Origin of the sequence: Nonomuraea sp. NPDC049504 (assembly GCF_040676845.1) — a bacterium.
Taxonomy (GTDB): Bacteria; Actinomycetota; Actinomycetes; order Streptosporangiales; family Streptosporangiaceae; genus Nonomuraea; species Nonomuraea salmonea.
Genome location: NZ_JBFAPT010000064.1, coordinates 1 through 18,642 on the forward strand (window position 1 = coordinate 1; position 18,642 = coordinate 18,642).

General features: G+C 70.8%; 18 protein-coding genes. 8 read left to right on the forward strand and 10 right to left on the reverse strand.

Annotated elements, in window-relative coordinates; translation table 11 throughout:
• Positions 1–86 precede the first annotated feature (86 nt).
• The 4 genes from infB to rimP form a co-directional block, all read right to left on the reverse strand.
• Complete coding sequence (infB, locus tag AB0K28_RS51110) at positions 87–3,194, reverse strand: translation initiation factor IF-2 (protein ID WP_364385798.1); 3,108 nt, start codon at positions 3,192–3,194, stop codon at positions 87–89.
• A gap of 112 nt (positions 3,195–3,306) precedes the next feature.
• Complete coding sequence (locus AB0K28_RS51115; protein WP_345398646.1) at positions 3,307–3,618, reverse strand: YlxR family protein; 312 nt, start codon at positions 3,616–3,618, stop codon at positions 3,307–3,309.
• Positions 3,602–4,594 carry a transcription termination factor NusA gene (gene nusA, locus AB0K28_RS51120; protein WP_345409614.1) on the reverse strand — a complete coding sequence of 331 codons (993 nt, stop codon included), beginning with the start codon at positions 4,592–4,594 and terminating at the stop codon, positions 3,602–3,604. The genes AB0K28_RS51115 and nusA overlap by 17 nt, the downstream gene beginning before the upstream one ends.
• A 24-nt stretch (positions 4,595–4,618) precedes the next feature.
• Complete coding sequence (gene rimP / locus AB0K28_RS51125) at positions 4,619–5,104, reverse strand: ribosome maturation factor RimP (protein ID WP_345398643.1); 486 nt, start codon at positions 5,102–5,104, stop codon at positions 4,619–4,621.
• A gap of 244 nt (positions 5,105–5,348) precedes the next feature.
• On the opposite strand from rimP, the gene AB0K28_RS51130 reads away from it, so the two are divergent.
• Positions 5,349–5,822: a hypothetical protein gene (locus AB0K28_RS51130; RefSeq protein WP_345398640.1), complete on the forward strand. Its 474-nt coding sequence runs from the start codon at positions 5,349–5,351 to the stop codon at positions 5,820–5,822.
• Positions 5,819–6,280: a ferritin-like domain-containing protein gene (locus tag AB0K28_RS51135; RefSeq protein ID WP_364385803.1), complete on the forward strand. Its 462-nt coding sequence runs from the start codon at positions 5,819–5,821 to the stop codon at positions 6,278–6,280. Before AB0K28_RS51130 ends, AB0K28_RS51135 begins: the two co-directional genes overlap by 4 nt.
• Positions 6,281–6,417: 137 nt before the next feature.
• On the opposite strand, the gene AB0K28_RS51140 is transcribed toward AB0K28_RS51135, so the two are convergent.
• Together AB0K28_RS51140 and AB0K28_RS51145 are read right to left on the reverse strand one after the other, a co-directional pair.
• On the reverse strand, positions 6,418–8,163 hold the full coding sequence (locus AB0K28_RS51140) for a proline--tRNA ligase (protein ID WP_364385806.1): 1,746 nt from the start codon (positions 8,161–8,163) through the stop codon (positions 6,418–6,420).
• Positions 8,164–8,256: 93 nt separating this feature from the next.
• Entirely contained in the window at positions 8,257–8,928 is a 672-nt protein-coding gene (locus tag AB0K28_RS51145) for a hypothetical protein (RefSeq protein WP_364385809.1), read from the reverse strand.
• 133 nt (positions 8,929–9,061) lie between these two features.
• Here AB0K28_RS51145 and AB0K28_RS51150 point away from each other — a divergent pair, with 133 nt between their 5' ends.
• The gene (locus tag AB0K28_RS51150) at positions 9,062–10,003 is read left to right on the forward strand and encodes an acyl-CoA dehydrogenase family protein (RefSeq protein WP_364385812.1); all 942 of its coding nucleotides are present in this window, start codon (positions 9,062–9,064) and stop codon (positions 10,001–10,003) included.
• On the opposite strand, the gene AB0K28_RS51155 is transcribed toward AB0K28_RS51150, so the two are convergent.
• Positions 10,000–10,470: a hypothetical protein gene (locus AB0K28_RS51155; protein WP_355423373.1), complete on the reverse strand. Its 471-nt coding sequence runs from the start codon at positions 10,468–10,470 to the stop codon at positions 10,000–10,002. The genes AB0K28_RS51150 and AB0K28_RS51155 overlap by 4 nt on opposite strands.
• Positions 10,471–10,570: 100 nt before the next feature.
• Between AB0K28_RS51155 and AB0K28_RS51160 the strand changes: the two genes are divergently transcribed.
• The 5 genes from AB0K28_RS51160 to AB0K28_RS51180 all read left to right on the forward strand — a co-directional run bounded on the left by AB0K28_RS51160 (position 10,571) and on the right by AB0K28_RS51180 (position 16,792).
• Positions 10,571–11,638: an LLM class flavin-dependent oxidoreductase gene (locus AB0K28_RS51160; RefSeq protein WP_364385816.1), complete on the forward strand. Its 1,068-nt coding sequence runs from the start codon at positions 10,571–10,573 to the stop codon at positions 11,636–11,638.
• A gap of 105 nt (positions 11,639–11,743) precedes the next feature.
• Positions 11,744–12,754: a hypothetical protein gene (locus tag AB0K28_RS51165; protein WP_364385819.1), complete on the forward strand. Its 1,011-nt coding sequence runs from the start codon at positions 11,744–11,746 to the stop codon at positions 12,752–12,754.
• Between the two features lie 16 nt (positions 12,755–12,770).
• The gene (locus tag AB0K28_RS51170) at positions 12,771–14,270 is read left to right on the forward strand and encodes an AMP-binding protein (RefSeq protein WP_364385822.1); all 1,500 of its coding nucleotides are present in this window, start codon (positions 12,771–12,773) and stop codon (positions 14,268–14,270) included.
• Between the two features lie 85 nt (positions 14,271–14,355).
• Complete coding sequence (locus AB0K28_RS51175) at positions 14,356–15,663, forward strand: FAD-dependent oxidoreductase (RefSeq protein WP_364385825.1); 1,308 nt, start codon at positions 14,356–14,358, stop codon at positions 15,661–15,663.
• 85 nt (positions 15,664–15,748) lie between these two features.
• Complete coding sequence (locus AB0K28_RS51180; protein ID WP_364385828.1) at positions 15,749–16,792, forward strand: aldolase; 1,044 nt, start codon at positions 15,749–15,751, stop codon at positions 16,790–16,792.
• Between the two features lie 10 nt (positions 16,793–16,802).
• Here the strand turns inward: AB0K28_RS51180 and AB0K28_RS51185 are convergent, their stop codons facing one another.
• The 3 genes from AB0K28_RS51185 to AB0K28_RS51195 form a co-directional block, all read right to left on the reverse strand.
• Positions 16,803–17,483 carry a copper homeostasis protein CutC gene (locus tag AB0K28_RS51185; protein WP_364385831.1) on the reverse strand — a complete coding sequence of 227 codons (681 nt, stop codon included), beginning with the start codon at positions 17,481–17,483 and terminating at the stop codon, positions 16,803–16,805.
• A 63-nt stretch (positions 17,484–17,546) separates the two neighbouring features.
• Positions 17,547–18,119, reverse strand: a complete 573-nt coding sequence (locus tag AB0K28_RS51190) for a hypothetical protein (RefSeq protein WP_364385834.1) — start codon at positions 18,117–18,119, stop codon at positions 17,547–17,549.
• A gap of 4 nt (positions 18,120–18,123) precedes the next feature.
• Positions 18,124–18,642, reverse strand: a 519-nt coding sequence (locus tag AB0K28_RS51195) for a hypothetical protein (RefSeq protein ID WP_364385837.1), incomplete at its 5' end; no start/stop codon positions are given.

Here is an 18,642-nt window from a genome sequence, read left to right on the forward strand (position 1 = left end):
GTGGGGGGGGGGGGGGGGGGGGGGGGGCCGGCGGGGGGGGGGGGGGCGCCGGGGGGGGGGGCCCCCCCCCCCCCCCCGGCCGCGCGTCACACGCGCGGCTTCTCCCGCATCTCGAACGTCTCGATCACGTCGTCGAGCCTGATGTCGTTGTAGCCGACACCGATACCGCACTCGAAGCCCTCGCGGACCTCGGTCGCGTCATCCTTGAAGCGACGCAGGGACGAGACGGTCAGGTTGTCCGCGATGACGACGCCGTCGCGGATCACCCTGGCCTTGCTGTTGCGGACGATCACGCCGGAGCGGACCAGAGCACCGGCGATGTTGCCGATCTTCGGCACCTTGAAGACCTCGCGGACTTCCGCCGAGCCCATCTGGACCTCTTCGAACTCGGGCTTGAGCATGCCCTTGAGCGCCGCTTCGATCTCCTCGATCGCCTGGTAGATGACCGAGTAGTAGCGGATGTCGACGCCCTCGCGCTCGGCCAGGTCGCGCGCCCGAGGCTCGGGGCGGACGTTGAAGCCGATGATGACCGCGTTGTCGTCGGCGACGGCCAGGTTGACGTCGTACTCGGTGATGGCGCCGACCGCGCGGTGCAGGACTCGAAGCCTGACCTCGTCGCCGACGTCGATCTTGAGCAGGGCGTCTTCCAGGGCCTCCACCGAACCGGACACGTCACCCTTGATGATGAGCTTGAGCTCGTCGACGCGGCCCTTCTCGAGGTCGCTGAACAGCTCTTCGAGGGTGCGGCGCCGGCTCGACTTCGCCATGTCGGCGCTGCGCTTGCGCGCCGCGCGCTGCTGGGCGATCTGCCGGGCCATCCGGTCGTCGGTGACCACGATGAAGTTGTCACCGGCGCTCGGCACGGCCGTCAGACCCATCACGAGGACGGGACGCGACGGCGTGGCCTCCTCGACCTGGTCGCCGTTGTCGTCGAGCATCGCGCGGACGCGGCCGAAGGCCTCGCCGCACACGATGGAGTCGCCGACGCGCAGCGTGCCGCGCTGGACCAGGACGGTCGCGACGGGGCCGCGGCCCTTGTCGAGGTGGGCCTCGATCGCGATGCCCTGAGCGTCCATCGTCGGGTTGGCGCGCAGGTCGAGCTCGGCGTCGGCGGTCAGCAGGATGGCCTCGAGGAGGTTGTCGATGCCGGTGCCGTTCTTCGCCGAGATGTCGACGAACAGGGTCGAGCCACCGTACTCCTCGGCCACCAGGCCGTATTCGGTGAGCTGGGCCCTGACCTTGTTGGGGTCGGCGCCCTCCTTGTCGACCTTGTTGACCGCGACCACGACCGGGACCTCGGCGGCCTGGGCGTGGTTGAGCGCCTCGATCGTCTGCGGCTTGACGCCGTCGTCGGCCGCGACCACCAGCACCGCGATGTCGGTGGACTTCGCGCCTCGGGCACGCATGGCGGTGAACGCCTCGTGACCCGGGGTGTCGATGAAGGTGACCTTGCGGTCTTCGCCCTCGTGCGTGGTGGACACCTGGTAAGCGCCGATGTGCTGGGTGATGCCACCCGCCTCGCGCGCCACCACGTTGGTCTTGCGGATGGCGTCGAGCAGCTTGGTCTTACCGTGGTCGACGTGACCCATGACGGTCACCACCGGCGGGCGCGCGGCCAGGTCGGCCTCGTCGCCCTCGTCCTCGCCGAACTCGATGTCGAAGGCCTCGAGCAGCTCGCGGTCCTCCTCCTCGGGGCTGACGACCTGGATGTTGTAGTCCAGCTCGGCTCCGAGCAGCTGCAGCGTCTCCTCGTTGACCGACTGCGTCGCGGTCACCATCTCGCCGAGGTGCAGCATGATCTGCACGAGCGAGGCGGGGTTGGCCCCGATGCGGTCGGCGAAGTCGGACAGCGACGCACCGCGCGGCAGGCGGATCGTCGCGCCGTTGCCGCGAGCGACCTGCACGCCGCCGATCGCCGGCGCCGACATGTTGTCGAACTCCTGGCGCCTCTGGCGCTTGGACTTGCGGCCACGCGCGGGACGGCCGCCGGGACGCCCGAAGGCTCCCGCGGTGCCGCCGCCACGACCACGGCCACCGCCACCCGGGCGACCGCCGAAGCCGCCGCCGGGAGCGCCCGTGCGCTGACCGGTGCCGCCGCCACCCGGGCGACCGGCGAAACCGCCGCCGCCACCACCGGGACGGCCACCGCCACCGCCGGGACGGCCACCGCCGCCACCGCCGGGACGACCGCCACCGCCACCACCGGGACGGCCACCGCCGCCACCGCCGGGACCGGCGGGACGGCCCTGCGGCATCATCATCGGGTTGGGACGCGGGCCACCAGGACGGGGACCGCCCGCACCGGCGCCGGGACCAGGACGCGGACCGCCGGGCGGCGGGCCGGGACGCGGGCCTGGCGTCGGCCTGTCGCCGCCACGGCCCTGCGGCGGACGCGGCATCGCGCCGTCGCGCGGCGGACCGTCACGACGCTCGCGCTGGCCGGGGCCGCCACCGTCGCGGTTGCCACCCTGGCGCGGCGGCCTGGACTGACCCATGCCGCTGGCGTTGGACGAGAACGGGTTGTTACCGGGACGCGGGCCGCGCGGACCCGGCTTGGGGCCGGGACCGGGACGGGGACCGCCACCGGAGGGCGCGCCGGGACGCGGCGCCTGCGCGGAACCGCCGCCACCGCCGGTGCCAGGACGCGGACCCGGCTTGGGCCCGGGACGGGCGCCGGGGCCGGGACGCGGGCCAGGCGTGGGACGAGCGGGCGCGCCGCTCTCGAATCGTGCCTGAGGAGCCCCAGAGGTCTCGCCGCGTGCCGCTTCGGGCTGCTGCGGCTGCTGGTGGGGCATGGGCACCGGCGGGCGCGGCTGACCGCCACCCTGACCGCCCTGTCCGCCGCCCTGCCCACCACTGGGACCACCGGCTGCGGGGCTTGGCCGCGGGCCGGGCTTGGGCCCGGGACGCGGCGGGGCGGGAACAGGCGCCTGCCCGGCGCCGTTACCGGCCTGGCTGTCCGCCGGCCGGGGCGCAGCCCTTGGCGGCTGCGGCTTGTTGGACGGCTGACCGCCGCCACGAGAGGGGCCACCCTTGGATGCCCCCAGCGCTTCGGTGAGCCTGCGGACCACCGGCGCTTCGATGGTCGAGGACGCCGAACGGACGAACTCTCCCATCTCTTGGAGCTTGGCCATGACGACCTTGCTCTCTACGCCGAACTCCTTAGCGAGCTCGTATACCCGGACCTTCGCCACTGCACTCCCTTACTCGGCCCGGGAGGCTGGCTATGCCGTCCGGACCGTCGCTACCTTGACGTCTTCATCGCCGCGTGCTCATCAGGCGCTCATAGCAATCTGACTCCGCCCATCAACTCGGCGTCCTACATGACATTTCGTGGTCTCCCTCCAAGTGCGCCCGCACGGGCGACACGTCAAGCGGCCCCGGCACGCGGAACGCGCGCGGGAACGCTCGGCGCCGCTCGGCGAGCTCCAGACAACTCAAGGACGGATGCAGTGATGCACCGCGACCAGGGAGCCGTCCTCGCAGGTCAGGGACCACATGGTCCTCGACCAGCACCAGGCGGAGCAGCTCGGACTTAGCCGTGCGAACCCTGCAGCCCACACAGGTGCGCTGTGGAACCGCTTGGCCACCATATTCCAGCTTACCGTGTTGACGCATCTACGGAACCGGCGGCATCCTCGGCTTGGGTGTCGGGCCTGATGTCGATCCGCCAGCCCGTGAGCCGGGCGGCGAGCCGGGCATTCTGCCCCTCTTTCCCGATGGCCAGCGACAGCTGGTAGTCGGGCACGGTGACCCGCGCCACCCGCCCGTCAAGGTCGAGAACCTCAACGTGGGAAACACGGGCCGGCGACAGGGCATTCCCGACGAACTCGCCGGGATCCTCCGACCAGTCGATGATGTCGATCTTCTCGCCGTGCAGCTCGGTCATCACGTTGCGGACGCGTGAGCCCATGGGCCCGATGCACGCGCCCTTGGCGTTGACGCCGGGCTTGCGCGACCTGACGGCGATCTTCGTACGGTGGCCCGCCTCGCGCGCCACCGCCGCGATCTCGACGGTGCCGTCGGCGATCTCCGGCACCTCGAGCGCGAACAACTTCTTCACCAGCCCCGGGTGGGTGCGCGACAGCGTGACCGAGGGGCCCTTGTGGCCCTTCTTCACCTGCACCACGTAGGCGCGGATGCGCTCGCCGTGCACGTATTCCTCGCCGGGCACCTGCTCGGCGTGCGGCAGCACGGCCTCGATCTTGCCGAGGTCGACCAGCACCACCCGCGGGTCCTTGCCCTGCTGGATCACGCCGGAGACCAGCTCGCCCTCGCGGCTGGCGAACTCGCCGAAGTTGATCTCGTCTTCGGCGTCGCGCAGCTGCTGCAGGATGACCTGCTTGGCGGTGGTGGCGGCGATGCGGCTGAAGTTGGAAGGAGTGTCGTCGTACTCCCTGACGACCTCGCCGTCCTCGCCGAGCTCCGCCGCCCAGATCGTGACGTGGCCGCTGGCCCTGTCGAGCTCCGCCCGCGCCTTGGCGGCGGCGCCGTCGGTGCGGAAGTACGCGATGAGCAGCGCGTCCTCGATCGCCTTGACGACCAGGTCGAAGGAGATGTCCTTCTCCCGCTCAAGGCTGCGCAGGACGCTCATGTCGATGTCCACGACGGCTCCCCCTTAGCCTTCGTCGCCGTCGACGTCGTCGATCCGGCGGAACTCCACCTGCACCCGTCCGCGGGTCAGGTCCTCATAACCGAGCCTGCGGGGCTCGCCTGCGACGTCGAGGTCGACGCCGCTCTCGTCAGCGGTCTTGACTCGGCCCTCGACCACGGTGCCGTCCCTCAGCTCCGCCTTCACCAGCCGCTTGGCCGCACGCCGCCAGTGGCGGGGCTCGGTCAGCGGCCGGTCGACGCCCGGCGAGGAGACCTCGAGCGTGTAAGCCGCCTGGCCCATCGCGTCGGTGTCGTCGAGCGCCGTGGAGACGGCCTGGCTGACGTCGGCCACGTCGTCGAGGCTCACGCCGCCGTCGCGATCGACGATCACGCGCAGCAGCCGCCTCTTGCCCGCCTGGGTGACCGTGATGTCCTCCAGATCGAGGCCCTCCGCGCTGACCACGGGCTCCAGGAGCTTCATCAGGTGGTCGCGGGGTGATGCGCTGCCCATATCGACCTCCCCTATTGTCATGTCTCAGCCGGGCGGACCTCGCCACTGGCTCTGCCGCCGTCTGACCTCTCAGCCAGCGACGACAGTTGACACCCTATCCGTATGAGGGCACGGAGAGAGCGCCACTCGTCGTGGTCGAATGGCGGAGCGTCGCCGGACGGCGAGCGCGGGCACTGGCCGTACGATGCTACCGAGGCCGGTAGCCAGGCCCTGCCAGGTAGGTGACAAGTGGAGGTTGGAGTTCGTGCGCCCGCGTCAGCTCTCCCGGCGAACCGTGCTGGCGGGCGGGGCGGCCGCTCTGACCGCCTGCAGCGCGTCCGGCCCTCCTCCGTCGCCCTCTCCGGCGCCCGACTCTCCCGAGGTCGTGCTGCTGAAGGCGCTCATCGCGGAGAAGGAACGTACCATCGCGCTCTATTCGGCGCTGATCGCCGACGGGGGCGGCAAGCTGGCGCCGTTTCGTGACCGTCACCAGGCTCATCTGACCGAGCTGCGCAAGCACGTCCCGGCCGTCGCCCTCACGGCGGCCACCTCCGCCGCGCCCTCTTCCTCGCCGACCACGCGCAAGCCGTCGCTGAAACGGTTGCGCGACCTTGAGCGCAAGGCGGCCGCCTCGCGCGCCCGCCAGCTCGACGCCGTCTCGCCCGGCATCGCGCAGCTCATCGCCAGCATCGGGGCCTGCGAGGCCGTCCATGCGATCGCCCTGCCGAGGTCGCTGTGACGGCCGCGGGCGACGACGTGGAGAAGCTGGGCAAGGCGCTGGCGGCCGAGCACGCCGTGCTGTTCGCGTACGGGCTGCTCGGGGCGCGCACGTCGGGCAGGCTGCGCGACCGCATGAGCGCCGCCTACGACGCCCACCGGGCGCGGCGCGACCAGTTGCGCTCCTACATCACCTCGCGGGGCGGGCGGCCGGTCGAGCCGGAGGCGTCCTACCAGCTGCCGTTCATCCCCTCCAACGCCACGCTGGCCGCCGATCTGGCGGTGCAGCTGGAGGCGGGGGTGACGGCGGCGTACCTGGAGCTGGCCGCCGCGCAGGACGTCAAGCTGCGCCGCTACGCCGCGCTCGCCATGCAGGAGTCGGTCACCCGCTCCTATGCCTTCCGCGCTGCTCAACCGGCGGCCTTCCCCGGCATGCCACAGCCGGCCACTCCGCCCGCCTCGCCTCCCCCGGGCGGCTGACCGCGCTCAGCGTGGTCAGCCTGCTGATCGCGGCGGCCTGCCTGGTGGGCCCGGTGGTCGTGCGCCGGCGTACGAAGGCGGCGCTGCCCGTGGCGTGAGTGGAGCCCGCTCGGCTTGAGCGGGCTCCACGCCTGTCCTCAAGCGCCGGTGGCGGCCACGATGCGGTCGGCGGCCTCGGCGAGCGGGATCTCCGACTTCTCGCCCGAGACGCGGTCGCGCAGCTCGACCACGCCCTGCGACAGGCCGCGGCCCACGACGACGATCGTGGGGACGCCGAGCAGCTCGGAGTCCTTGAACTTGACGCCGGGCGAGACCTGCGGCCGGTCGTCGACCAGCACCCGCAGGCCGCGCGACTCCAGCTCGGCCCCCAGCTCAAGGGCGGCCTCCACCTGGTTCTCCTTGCCGGTGCCGACGATGTGGACGTCGGCGGGCGCGACCTCGCGCGGCCACACCAGGCCCAGCTCGTCGTGGGCCTGCTCGGCGATCACGGCCACCGCGCGGGAGACGCCGATGCCGTAGGAGCCCATGGTGATGCGGATGGGCTTGCCGTCGGGGCCGAGCGCGTCGAGGCCGGCCGCGTCAGCGTATTTGCGGCCCAGCTGGAAGATGTGGCCGATCTCGATGCCGCGGTCGATGGACAGCTCGGAGCCGCAGCGCGGGCAGGGGTCGCCGGCGCGGACCTCGGCGGCCTCGATGGTGCCGTCGGGGACGAAGTCGCGGCCCGCGACCACGCCGGCGGCGTGCTTGCCCGGCTCGTTGGCGCCGGTGACCCAGGCGGTGCCGGTGACGACGCGGGGGTCGACGAGGTAGCGGATGCCGAGCTCGCGCAGGACCTGCGGGCCGATGTAGCCGCGGACCAGGCCCGGGTGCTTGGCGAAGTCTTCGGCCTCGAAGATCGCGGGCTCGCCGGGCGACAGCGCCGCCTCCAGGCGCTTGAAGTCGACCTCGCGGTCGCCGGGCACGCCGATGACCAGCGTCTCGACCTTGTCGGAGCCGGGCGTGACGACCTTGACGACGACGTTCTTGAGCGTGTCGGCGGCGGTGATGGACAGGCCGTGGTGCTCGTTGACGTGGGACACCAGCGACTCGATGGTCGGCGTGTCGGGGGTGTCCATGACCGTGAGCGCCGGCGCGTCGTCGAGGGACTTGGCGGGCGGCGCGGTGGTGACGACGGCTTCGGCGTTGGCGGCGTAGCCGCAGGAGTGGCAGGCGACGAAGGTGTCCTCGCCGGTGGGCGTGGGGGCCAGGAACTCCTCGGAGGCCGAGCCGCCCATGGCGCCCGACTGCGCGAAGACGATCTTGTAGTCGATGCCGAGGCGGTCGAAGGTTCTGATGTAGGTCTCGCGGTGCTGCTCGTAGGAGCGCTTGAGGCCGTCGTCGTCGAGGTCGAAGGAGTAGGAGTCCTTCATGACGAACTCACGGCCGCGCAGGATGCCCGCCCTGGGCCGCGCCTCGTCGCGATATTTGGTCTGGATCTGGTAAAGCGTGACCGGATAGTCCTTGTAGGAGGAGTATTCGCCCTTGACCAGGTCGGTGAAGAGCTCCTCGTGGGTGGGGCCGAGGAGATAGTCGGCGCCTTTCCGATCTTGCAGGCGGAAGAGCAGATCACCGTACTCGGTCCAGCGACCGGTCGCCTCGTAGTATTCGCGCGGCAGCAGGGCGGGGAAGAGCACTTCCTGCCCGCCCATGCGGTTCATTTCCTCGCGGACGATCTTGGTGACGTTTTCCAGCACGAACTTGCCGAGCGGGAGCCAGGAGTAGATGCCGGGGGCGACGCGGCGGACGTAGCCGGCACGGACCAGGAGCTTGTGGCTCGGCACTTCCGCGTCTGCCGGGTCGTCCCGCAGGGTGCGAAGAAACAACGACGACATGCGCAGCAACACGGCTACTCCTTGCTCGAAGCTGGATGTGGAGGACTACAGGCTATCGAGTCGGAGGAGCGATGCGCTCGCGCTTATCCACAGCTCGGGCCGCGCTCAGCCGTCGAGGGGGAACCAGCCGACCATGGCGGCGGTCATGGCGGCCGTGACCAGCCCGGCCAGCGTGGCCGACAGCGCGAGCGCGCGCACGCGTCCGCGGACGTTCCTGCGCAGGACGAGCACCGCGGCCACAATGAGCACCCCGGTCACCACGGCGGGGCCGGGCCAGAACGACTGCTCGCTCTCCACGACGCCGGGTGCCGCTCTGGCCGCCACGTCGGCGATCAGCGCGGCGCCGACCGCGCCCGCCGCGACGTCGCCCCAGACGTCGTCCCTTCGGGTGGCGTAGGCGAGCAGGCCGAGGCAGACGAGCAGCGCGAGCGTCCAGTTGAGCCCGGCGGCGCCCGGGCCGGTGAGGTCGAAGGGGTCGGCGCCGCGCAGCGCGCTCGCGCCGATGGCGGCGACCAGTGTGGACAGCGAGGCGAGGAACGTGGTCAGCAGCGCCCAGGCGAATCCCGACGCGGTGGCGCCGACGACCAGGGACAGGGCGAGGTAGGCGTAGGGGTCGTAGATCTGGCCGGCCCAATGGGGGCCGTTGCCGGAAAGGAGCATGCCGAGCATGCCGACGGCGAGGCCCCCGAAGAAGGCGCCCAGCAAATGATGTTCGATGGCGCGCTGGCGCCGGTCGTATTCGGCGAAGTCGGCGTAATCGATCGTGGTGTTGTTCATGTCCATTCCCTGGTCAACCCCTCCCCCCGATGCGTCTGGGGATGACCAGCTCCAGATTATGCATACGTCCCGAAAAGGCAAATTTCGGTCATATCCCTACCAAAACTAGCAAGCGCTTGGTTACGATATTCGCGTGGCACTCGCCGATGACCTTCGCGCCGCCGTCCGCGACCATCTCGCCGGCCGCCCGGGCGCGTCCTGGCAGGAGTGCGCGCGCGAGCTCGGGCTCGCGGGCCTGATGGTCCCCGAGCGGTACGGCGGCGCCGGCTGCGGCCCCCTCGAGATGGCCGCCGTCGCCGAGGAGCTGGGCCGCGTCCTGTCACCCCACCCGTTCCTCCAGTCCGCCGTCATGGCGGTCGCGGCGCTGCGCGAGTGCGAGGCGGGCGACGAGCTGGCGGCGCTCGCCGAAGGCGGGACGAGCGCCACCGTGGTGCTGCCCGGCGACGGCGACCTGCGGCTCGACGGCGACCTGCTGACGGGCGAGGTGCCGTACGCGCTCGCCGGGGACCTGGTGCTCGCCTACGTGGACGGGCTGCTGGTGACGGCGGAGCCGGCGGAGCGCGAGACGTACGTGACGATGGACGAGAGCCGCCCGTTGCAGCGGCTGCGCTTCGAGCGGACCCCAGCCAGGCGGCTCGGCGGCGGGACGTGGGCCCGCGTCCGCGACCTCGGCATCACGGCACTGGCGGCCGAGCAGGTCGGCGGGGCGGCCCGGTGCCTGGAGATGGCGGTGGAGCACGCCGGGCGGCGTCACCAGTTCGGGCGGCCGATCGGGTCGTTCCAGGCGATCAAGCACAAGCTGGCCGACGTGCTGCTGCTGGTCGAGTCGGCCCGCTCGGCGGCCCTGGGTGCGGCGGCGGACGTGGGCGAGGTGAGCGCGGCGATCGCGGGGTCGTACTGCACGGAGGCGTATCTGACGGCGGCGGGCGAGAACATCCAGGTGCACGGCGGCATCGGCATCACCTGGGAGCATCCCGCGCACCGCTACTTCAAGCGGGCCACCTCCGACGCCCAGCTCTTCGGCCCGCCGCAGGCGCACCGCGCCCGCCTGGGCGTGCACGTCTTCGGGGACTAACCGCCGAGCAGCTCTTCCCAGGGGTGGCGGGTGTTGGTGCGGCGGGTGGTGTCGAGCGCCTCGGCCAGCCGCCACAGGCCGGGGCGGGCGCGTACGGTGGCGCGGCCCATGGGGTCGATGGCGCGCAGCTCGAATCGCACGCCCATCACGTCGAGCACCGCAGAGCCGGGCCGGCCGGGCCCCGCCTGGGTGACCAGGGAGCCGTCGCGGCCGCGTACCTGCTCGGCGAGCAGCGCGGCCACCTCCGACGCATAAGGACCGTCGCGCCACTCGATGTGCCAGCTGTGGTCGGCGCCGCGCCACCAGGTGAGGTCGCGGCAGGACTCGATGAAGTCGGCCTCGGTCGCGAGCGCGGCCATCACCCGGCCGAACGCTTCGTACCTGCGGGCGCCGGTGAGCGAGAGTTCGTCGCCTGGGGAGGTGGACGTGCCGCTCTTGGTCCGCCGCAGCGCGTGCTTTCGCTTCACGAACACCCACTCTGATCGTCGCCGCGCCCTTCCCGCAAGTCTTTGCCGCTGATACGCTCTACCAAGCGAGCGCTTGGTTTCCTAACTCTCCGGAGGCGCGATGACGTCCCTACGGATCAGCCTGGGGTACGAGCTGGAGGTGCGCGGGCGCTCCAGGGACGTGGAGCGGCAGGCGTTCGGGAACGTGGTGGACCAGGTCGTGCTGGGTGACCGGCTCGGCTTCGAGGCCGCCTGGTTCGTCGAGCACCACTTCACCCGGGGCTTCTCCCACTCCTCGGCCCCCGACCTGGTCCTGGCCGCCATCTCGCAGCGCACCGAGCGCATCAGGCTCGGGCTCGGAGTGGTGCTGCTGCCGTTCCAGTCGCCCATTCGCACGGCCGAGCGCGTCGCCACGCTGGACGTGCTGAGCGGCGGCCGGGTGGAGTTCGGCACGGGGCGGGGCGCCTCGCCGCTGGAATACCAGGCCTTCCGCCGGCCGTTCGAGCGGTCGCGGCAGATCTGGGAGGACTCGCTGGAGGCCACGCTGGCCATCTGGCAGGCCGACGGCGAGCCGGTCAGCCGCTCGAACGAGTTCTTCGAGATCCCCGACGTGGCCGTCTACCCGCGCCCGGTGCAGCGGCCCCATCCGCCGGTCTGGGTCGCCTCCACCTCGCTTGAGGGCTACCTGGCCGCCGCGCGGCACGGCTACAACCTGCTCGGCATGACGATGCTCAAGGGCATCGACGACGTCGCCGCCGACATCGCGGCCTACCGCGCCTGCCTGGCCGAGCACGGCTTCGACCCCGGCTCCCGCCGCATCGCGCTGATGATCCCCTGGTACGTCGCCCCCACCCGCGACGAGGCCATCACCACCGCCGCCGACCCCGTGCTGTGGTACATCCGCCGCCAGGTCAACCTCGTCACCCCGCCCGGCTACTACGACGCCCGCCACGCCACCCACCGCGTGCTCGGCCAGCTCGCGGCCGGGCTGCCGCCCGACGAGTCGATGGCCACGCTGCGCGAGCACCTCATGGTGGTGGTGGACGACGTGGAGGGCTCGCGCAAGGCCCTGGCCAGGATCGCCGAGGCCGGCGCGACGGACCTGATCATCCAGGCGCAGGTGGGCGGCCTCGCGCACGAGCACGTGTGCGCGTCGATGACGCTCTTCATGAAGGACGTGATGCGCTGATGGGGTGCAGACCGACCCGGGGCCACCTCGGGCTGAAGGACGTGATCCGCTGATGAGGCGCCGGCCGACCCGCGACGGTCTCGGGGTGAAGGACGTGATGCGCTGATGGGGCGCTGGCCGACCCGGGACGATCTCGCCGCCGGCTCCGCCTGCGGGCTGCTGCTCGTCTCCCCCGACGGCACGACCGCCGTCCCGCTCGGCCCCGACGACCACGCCCGTACGGCGCGGGCGCTGCGCGCGGCGGGCGTCGGCGAGCGTGACCGGGTCGTGGTGGCGCTGGCCGAGCCGGCGGGCTCGCTGTGGGCCGCGGCGGCGGCGGAGGTGGCCGAGGCGGGCGCGGCCGTCGGGCCGCGCGGCCGGATGCGGCTGCACCACGCGCTGACCGCACTCAGGGCCACCACGCTGGTCGCCACTCCGACGGGCGCGATGGACTTCCTGGCCCGCCTGCACCTGGAGTTCCTGCTGGACCCGCTGGATCTCGGGCTCAGGACCATCGTGCTGACCGGCGAGATCGCCTCCAAGCGGACGATGGGGCATCTGGCGCACGAGTTCGGGGCGCGGGTGACGGAGGTGCTGGCGAGCCCGTTCGGCGGGGCCGCGCTGGCCTGGCGGGCGGCCGAGCAGGACCCGCTCACGCCGCTCGCGGACGACCTGCTGGCCCTTGCCTCGCCCGCCGAGGACGTGCTGATCGAGTCAGGACCTGCCGAACTCGTCCTCACCACGCCCGGCGCCGTCCTCAGAACGGGTCTCGTCGCTCTTGGCCCCGATCACGCCCCCGCGCACACCGTCGGGGAGCACGTACTGGTCAGGGGCCTGTGGCTGTCGCTGCCCCGGCTGGAGAAGGCGCTGGCGCGCATCGACGGCGTGACGGGCTGGGAGCTGGCCGTCAGCAGGCAGGGGACGCTGGACACGGCCGCGCTGACGGTGACGTTCGGGCGCGAGAGCCTGATCGGCAACCCCATGTGGAAGGCGCGCATCGAGGAGTCCGTACGCGCGCTCACCCCGATCTCCGTGGCCGTGGAGATCGCGCCGAAGGTCTCCGAGACCCCCGCGCCGGGCACCGTGAACGACCTGCGCGGCCACCACCTCGGAAGGGACCGGTCACTCATCACCTGAGAGCAAGGGGCAGCCCATGGGATCCTGGGAAACGCTTCCCCGCATGCTGCGCGACCAGGCCGAACGGCATCCCGACGACGTCGTGATCGCCGAGCCCGGCGGCCCGCGCCTCACTTTGGCGCAGTTGCGGGCGGCGGCGTCGGAGGTCGCCAGGGGGCTGCTCGCGCTGGGCGTCGCGCCCGGCGACCGGGTGGCTCTCTGGGGGGTGAACTCCGCCTCGTGGGTGGTCCACGCGTTCGGGATCTGGGACGCGGGCGCGGTGATCGTGCCGCTCTCACCCCGCTACAAGGGCATCGAGGCGGGCGAGCTCATCGCCAAGACCGGCGTCGAGGTGGTGATCGCGGGGCCGGGGGCTTCCCCGGAGCTGCTGCCGGGGACGCGCGTGGTCGCCATGGGAGGGCTCGCCGGGCGGGTGCCGGCGCGGGAGGCCGAGGAGCGGGCGCTGGCCGTACGGGGCTCCGATCTGTGCGAGATCATGGCCACCTCCGGCACCACCGGCACCCCGAAGGGGGTCATGCTCGACCACGCGCAGATCCTGCGCGGTTACCTCGACTGGTCGGAGATCGTGACGCTCGGCCCGCACGACCGCTATCCGGTGATCGCCCCCTTCAGCCATGGTTTCGGGCTGAACGCCGGGCTCATCGCGTGTGTGATGCGCCGCGCCACGATGTTGCCGATCGCGTCGTTCGCGCCGGACGCGCTGATGTCGCTCATCGCGGATGAGCGGGTGAGCGTGCTGGCCGGGCCGCCCACGCTCTTCCACCGGGTGCTGGACGAGCTGGAGCGCGGCTCGTGGGACGTCTCGTCGCTGCGGGTGGCGATCTGCGGGGCGGCGGCCGTACCTGCCAGCCTGATCACCCGCCTGGTCGGCGAGGTCGGGCTCGAACGGATGATCAACGCGTACGGGCTGATGGAGGGCACGGTCGTCTCCATGACCAGGGCCGGCGACCCGATCGACGTCGTCGCGAACACCACCGGCAGGCCCGTCCCCGGCATCGAGGTCAAGCTCGTGGACGACGACGGCAAGGAGGTCGCGCCCGGCGAGCGCGGCGAGATCCTGCAGCGCGGCTACGGCGTGATGCGCGGCTACTGGGGCGAGCCCGAGCGCACGGCCGAGGTGGTGGACGCCGGCGGCTGGCTGCACACCGGGGACGTCGGCGTGCTGGACGAGGCGGGCAACCTCGCCATCGTGGACCGCAAGAAGGAGCTCTACATCGTCAACGGGTTCAACGTCTCGCCCGCCGAGGTGGAGTCGCTGCTGCTGCGGGAGGGCTCGCTGGCGCAGGCCGCGGTGATCGGGGTGCCCGACCCCGTCTCCGGTGAGGCGGGGGTGGCGTACGTGGTGGGCAGGCCCGGCGTGCGCCCCGACCCCGCGGCGCTGATCGCCTGGGCCAGAGCCAACATGTCCGGCTACAAGGTGCCGAGGCGGGTCATCGTGCTCGACGCCCTGCCCGTGAACGTCAACGGCAAAGTGGACAAGCTCGCGTTACGGCGTGATCGGCCGGTCGGCGAGTAGCCTGGGGATGCGGGTTCAGCCGTGGCGGCAAACGGGGATACATCGGTCATCCCGGGCGCACGCACAACCGGCATAGGGAGGCAGCGTGACGTTGCACGTGGCGGTCATCGGGTCGGGCCCCGCCGGGATCTACACGGCCGAGGCGCTGGTCAAGCAGGCGGCCGAACCCGTCCAGGTCGATGTGCTGGAGCGGCTGCCGACGCCGTACGGGCTGGTCCGTTACGGTGTCGCGCCCGACCACACGTCCATCAAGTCGATCGCCAACTACCTGCGCAGGGTGCTGGAGCTGCCGCAGGTGCGCTTCTTCGGCGGCGTCACGCTCGGCTCCCACCTGTCCGTCGATGACCTGCTCGGCGTCTACGACGCCGTCGTCTACTGCACCGGCGCGATGGTCGACAGGAAGCTCGGCATCCCCGGCGAGGACCTGCCGGGCAGCGTGGCCGCCACCGACTTCGTCAACTGGTACTGCGGGCATCCCGACGTCGATCCCGCGCGCTTCACGCTCGACACCTCCGAGGTGGCGGTCATCGGGGTCGGCAACGTGGCGGTGGACGTCGTCCGCGTGCTGGCCAAGACCGCCGAGGAGCTGCGCGCCACCGACGTGCCCCACGAGGTGCTCGAACGGCTCGGCGAGAGCCAGGTCAAGGCCATCCACATGATCGGGCGGCGCGGGCCCGAGCACGCCAAGTTCACCCTCAAGGAGCTGCGGGAGCTGGGCGAGCTGGCCAACGCCGACGTGTGCGTGCGGCCCGATGAGGCCGTCGTGCTCGGCGCCGACTTCCCGCGGCAGGTGCAGGGCAACATCAAGGTGCTGCAGGAGTGGGCGGCGCGCGAGCCCGTCGGGCGGGCGCGCCGGCTCGACGTGCGGTTCTGGCTGCGGCCCGTCGAGATCCTCGGCACCTCGCGGGTCGAGGGGCTGCGGCTTGAGCGCACCCGGCTGTCGGAGGAGGGGCGGGTCGTCGGGACCGGCGAGTACGAGACGTTGCCCGTCGGGATGGTGTTGCGGTCGGTCGGGTATCAGAGTGTGCCGCTGCCTGGGGTGCCGTTCTCCGAGTCCAGCATGACGGTGCCCAATGTGGCGGGGCGGGTGCGGGAGCGGGAGCGGGAGTACGTCGCCGGGTGGCTCAAACGGGGGCCTACCGGGGTGATCGGCACCAACAAGTCGGATGCCGCTGAGACCGTCCGTACGTTGCTTTCCGACCTCTCCGGGTCGCCTCGCACCGGGTCCGGGTCCATCGAGGCGCTGCTGGCCGATCGGGGCGTCCAGCCCGTCACGTACGAGGAGTGGCTGGGCATCGAGGCGGCCGAGACCGAACTGGCCCGTTCGCTGGGCCGGGGCGACAGGGTGAAGCTCGTGGGCTTGGAGGCCATGCTTCGTGCGTGCCGTCCCTGAGGGGTTCTCGGAGACTTATCGGGTGCAGCAGGCCCGGTATCCCTCCTCTTTGGAGCCCGGCTGGCAACCTGTCCATACCGTCTACGTGCCCGCTGACCGGTTCTCCGCCGGGACGGTCGCCGACTGGGGTGATTCCGCGTCTTCGCTGGTGAAGGCACATCTTTCCGGCCCTGCCGAGGTGGCTTCCGTCTTCGACGTGCCCGGTGCTCTGGCGTCCGCCGTGCATGACAAGGTGCTGCGCAAGCTCGCCACCGAGCCCGTCGAGGATCTGCGGATCGACTTCGAGGACGGGTACGGGGTGCGCGGCGATGCGGTCGAGGATGCCCATGCCACTCAGGCCGCCGAGGCGGTCGCCGCCCTGCATGCCTCCGGGGCCTTGCCTCGGCGGTGGGGGGTGCGGGTGAAGTCCTTCGCCGATGGGGATCCTGCTCGGTCGGTGGGGACGTTGCGGGTCTTCTTGGCCGGGGTGGTGGGGTCGGTCGGGGAGGTGCCCCCCGGATTCGTCGTGACATTTCCCAAGGTGTTGATGGAAGCGTACCTTGGGCAATTTGTCGGGGTTTGTGGTGAATTGGAGGGTGAGTTCGGGACGCGGCTGCGCTTCGAGATGCAGGTGGAGGCGCCGCAGACGCTGCCGTTCCTGCGCGGCGACCTCAACGAGTCGCTGGGCGGGCGGCTGGCCGCCGCCCACTTCGGGGTGTTCGACTACACCGCCGCGATCGGGCTGCCGCCGCACGAGCAGCGGCTCGACCATCCGGCCTGCGACCATGCCCGGCACGTCATGCAAACGGCGTTCGCGGGCACGGGGGTCGAACTGTCCGACGGCTCCCTGGCCGCCTCGCCCGCCTCGGACCGTACGGCCGACGTCCACGCGTTGTGGCGGCGGCACGCCGACCTCGTCCGCCACTCGTTGCGGCACGGCTACTACCAGGGCTGGGACATGCACCCGTCCCACCTGGTGAGCCGCTTCGCCACCGTCTACGCCTTCCACCTGGCCCGCTACGACGCGTACCGGGAGCGGGTGCTGGCCTGGCAGGAGCGACGGGATGCCGGGGGCGGCGTCATGGACGAACCTGCCACCATCCGCACCTTGGCCGCTGCGCTCCGCCGCGCCGACCAGGCCCTCCCCTGATCGGGCGTTGTCAGTCGCGCTCGACCAGGGACCGCCATTGGCGTACGAGCCGCCATTCCACCGGATCGGACCAGCTCGCCCGTACGGCGGACCCGACATGAAAGGCCCTGACGCCATAGTCGAGCAGCGCCGGCACATGAGCCGGCCGCAACCCACCACCCGCCAGCACGATCGACGCGTCACCGGCGTCGGCCCGCGCCTTGAGCACGGGCAGCCCGTCCCCCACCCCGGTCGACGCCCCGGACGTCAGCACGGTGGCGAGATTCGGCAGCAGCCGCACGGCCCGCCACGCCGCATGCACATCCGCCGCGTGGTCAACGGCCCGGTGAAAAGTCCACGGCAACGGCGAGACCGCATGAATGAGCGCCTCGGTAGCCGCGAGATCCACCGCCCCACCACCATCGAGGAACCCGAACACGAACCCGGCCGCACCCGCCTGAGCGAGCGCCTTGGCATCCCGCCTGAGCCGGTCGAGCACGTCGGGATCGGCCGCGAAGTGGGCATCGCAGCGCAACATCACCATCTGTGGGAGGGGGCATTCTGCGGCGATCGCGGCGACCGTCTCCGGGGAGGGAGTCAGCCCATCGGCCGCCATGTCGGCCACGACCTCCAGGCGGTCGGCGCCGCCCTGTTCCGCGGCCACGGCGTCGCGCACGTTGAGCGCGATCACCTCAAGCAGGGATCCGGTCATGGAGGAGAGGTTATAGGGCTATCTGTCCCTTTGTGCCACTATGGCCACCCCGTTGTCAGCCGATCACCGCTGATCATCGGACGGCTCCCTCACCCCTGAAGCCCTCTCCGCCGCGAGCTCGACCGCCACTTCCAAGGCATCACTCGCCACTTGCCGCCGCTCACCGGTGGACGTCGAGACCTCCTGCTCGAGGATCGCTCTGACTTCAGGGCTGTACTCGCCCATGCTGCCGAAAAGCAACATGCAGTAGAAGAAGGCGTTCCCGGTCAACCCCGCAATCGACCGGCTGATGATTGCCATCTCGCCGAGGATCTGCCTGCGGCAATATTCCTCGATGCCATATTCCCCATCGGGAGCACGTACCGTGCGGCCGTACGAAGCGCCGCGAAAGATCTCATGAAGTATCAGCCACGCATACTCAGGCAACGAACCTTGCGCCCTCAAAAAGGCCAAGATTCTATCCACAACAGGCGCAGCCCCCGCATACAAGTCCCCTTGATTAACCACCTTCCCATATATGAAGCTAAATGCCTTGTCTCTCCTCGGTTCCTCCCCTTCGAGCAGGGCATCGAGATACGGCGCCAGCTCTGAAGCCCTCCCCGTAGCAGTTGGCACGGAGCTCCAGTCCCACCCCATCACACTACCTTTCCCAAGATCCGCCGGGCTGTGGTACAGCGTCAGGGGGAAACTGGCTTCTCTCGTAGTCGTCCTGACAACGAATGTTGCATACTTCAGCCACTCGACCTGTATCGGGATACATAGGATGGCCGTAGCGGAGATTCTCTCGCTTTGAACCGCGTTGAAGCAACTGATCGGTGCCATCCGTTTCAGCGCAGAAGTCCCCAGCCCCAGAACGCTTTTTGCCAACCGCCCAGTCGCCAGTGATACAGTCTACGACCCCAATAATCATCACATGCTTACGCTTCTGAGTTTTTGACATCCGCTGCAGCTCTTCATCTCGATAACGATCGGCTAGTGCGAAGCATTCCTCATCTGTGTAGCGAGGGTTATCGTTATGTACGAGGACCGGAGTCGTACCCGCCACCACATGGTAGGTGTGGAAGTCCTCGACTGTCAGGTTGTGGACGCGTTGGGTGGCGGTGCGGTGTTCGACTGCGGTGATCTGGACGTACGTGCCGGCTGAGGTCTGCAGCCACAT

Excerpts from the sequence above, each read along its gene's own strand:
- AB0K28_RS51165 (WP_364385819.1), top strand. The coding sequence starts at position 11,744 with ATGGGGCGCTGGCCGACCCGGGACGATCTCGCCGCCGGCTCCGCCTGC.
- AB0K28_RS51145 (WP_364385809.1), bottom strand. The coding sequence starts at position 8,928 with ATGAACAACACCACGATCGATTACGCCGACTTCGCCGAATACGACCGG.
- AB0K28_RS51185 (WP_364385831.1), bottom strand. The coding sequence starts at position 17,483 with ATGACCGGATCCCTGCTTGAGGTGATCGCGCTCAACGTGCGCGACGCC.
- AB0K28_RS51190 (WP_364385834.1), bottom strand. The coding sequence starts at position 18,119 with ATGGGGTGGGACTGGAGCTCCGTGCCAACTGCTACGGGGAGGGCTTCA.
- AB0K28_RS51170 (WP_364385822.1), top strand. The coding sequence starts at position 12,771 with ATGGGATCCTGGGAAACGCTTCCCCGCATGCTGCGCGACCAGGCCGAA.
- AB0K28_RS51160 (WP_364385816.1), top strand. The coding sequence starts at position 10,571 with ATGACGTCCCTACGGATCAGCCTGGGGTACGAGCTGGAGGTGCGCGGG.
- rimP (WP_345398643.1), bottom strand. The coding sequence starts at position 5,104 with ATGGGCAGCGCATCACCCCGCGACCACCTGATGAAGCTCCTGGAGCCC.
- AB0K28_RS51115 (WP_345398646.1), bottom strand. The coding sequence starts at position 3,618 with ATGCGTCAACACGGTAAGCTGGAATATGGTGGCCAAGCGGTTCCACAG.
- nusA (WP_345409614.1), bottom strand. The coding sequence starts at position 4,594 with ATGAGCGTCCTGCGCAGCCTTGAGCGGGAGAAGGACATCTCCTTCGAC.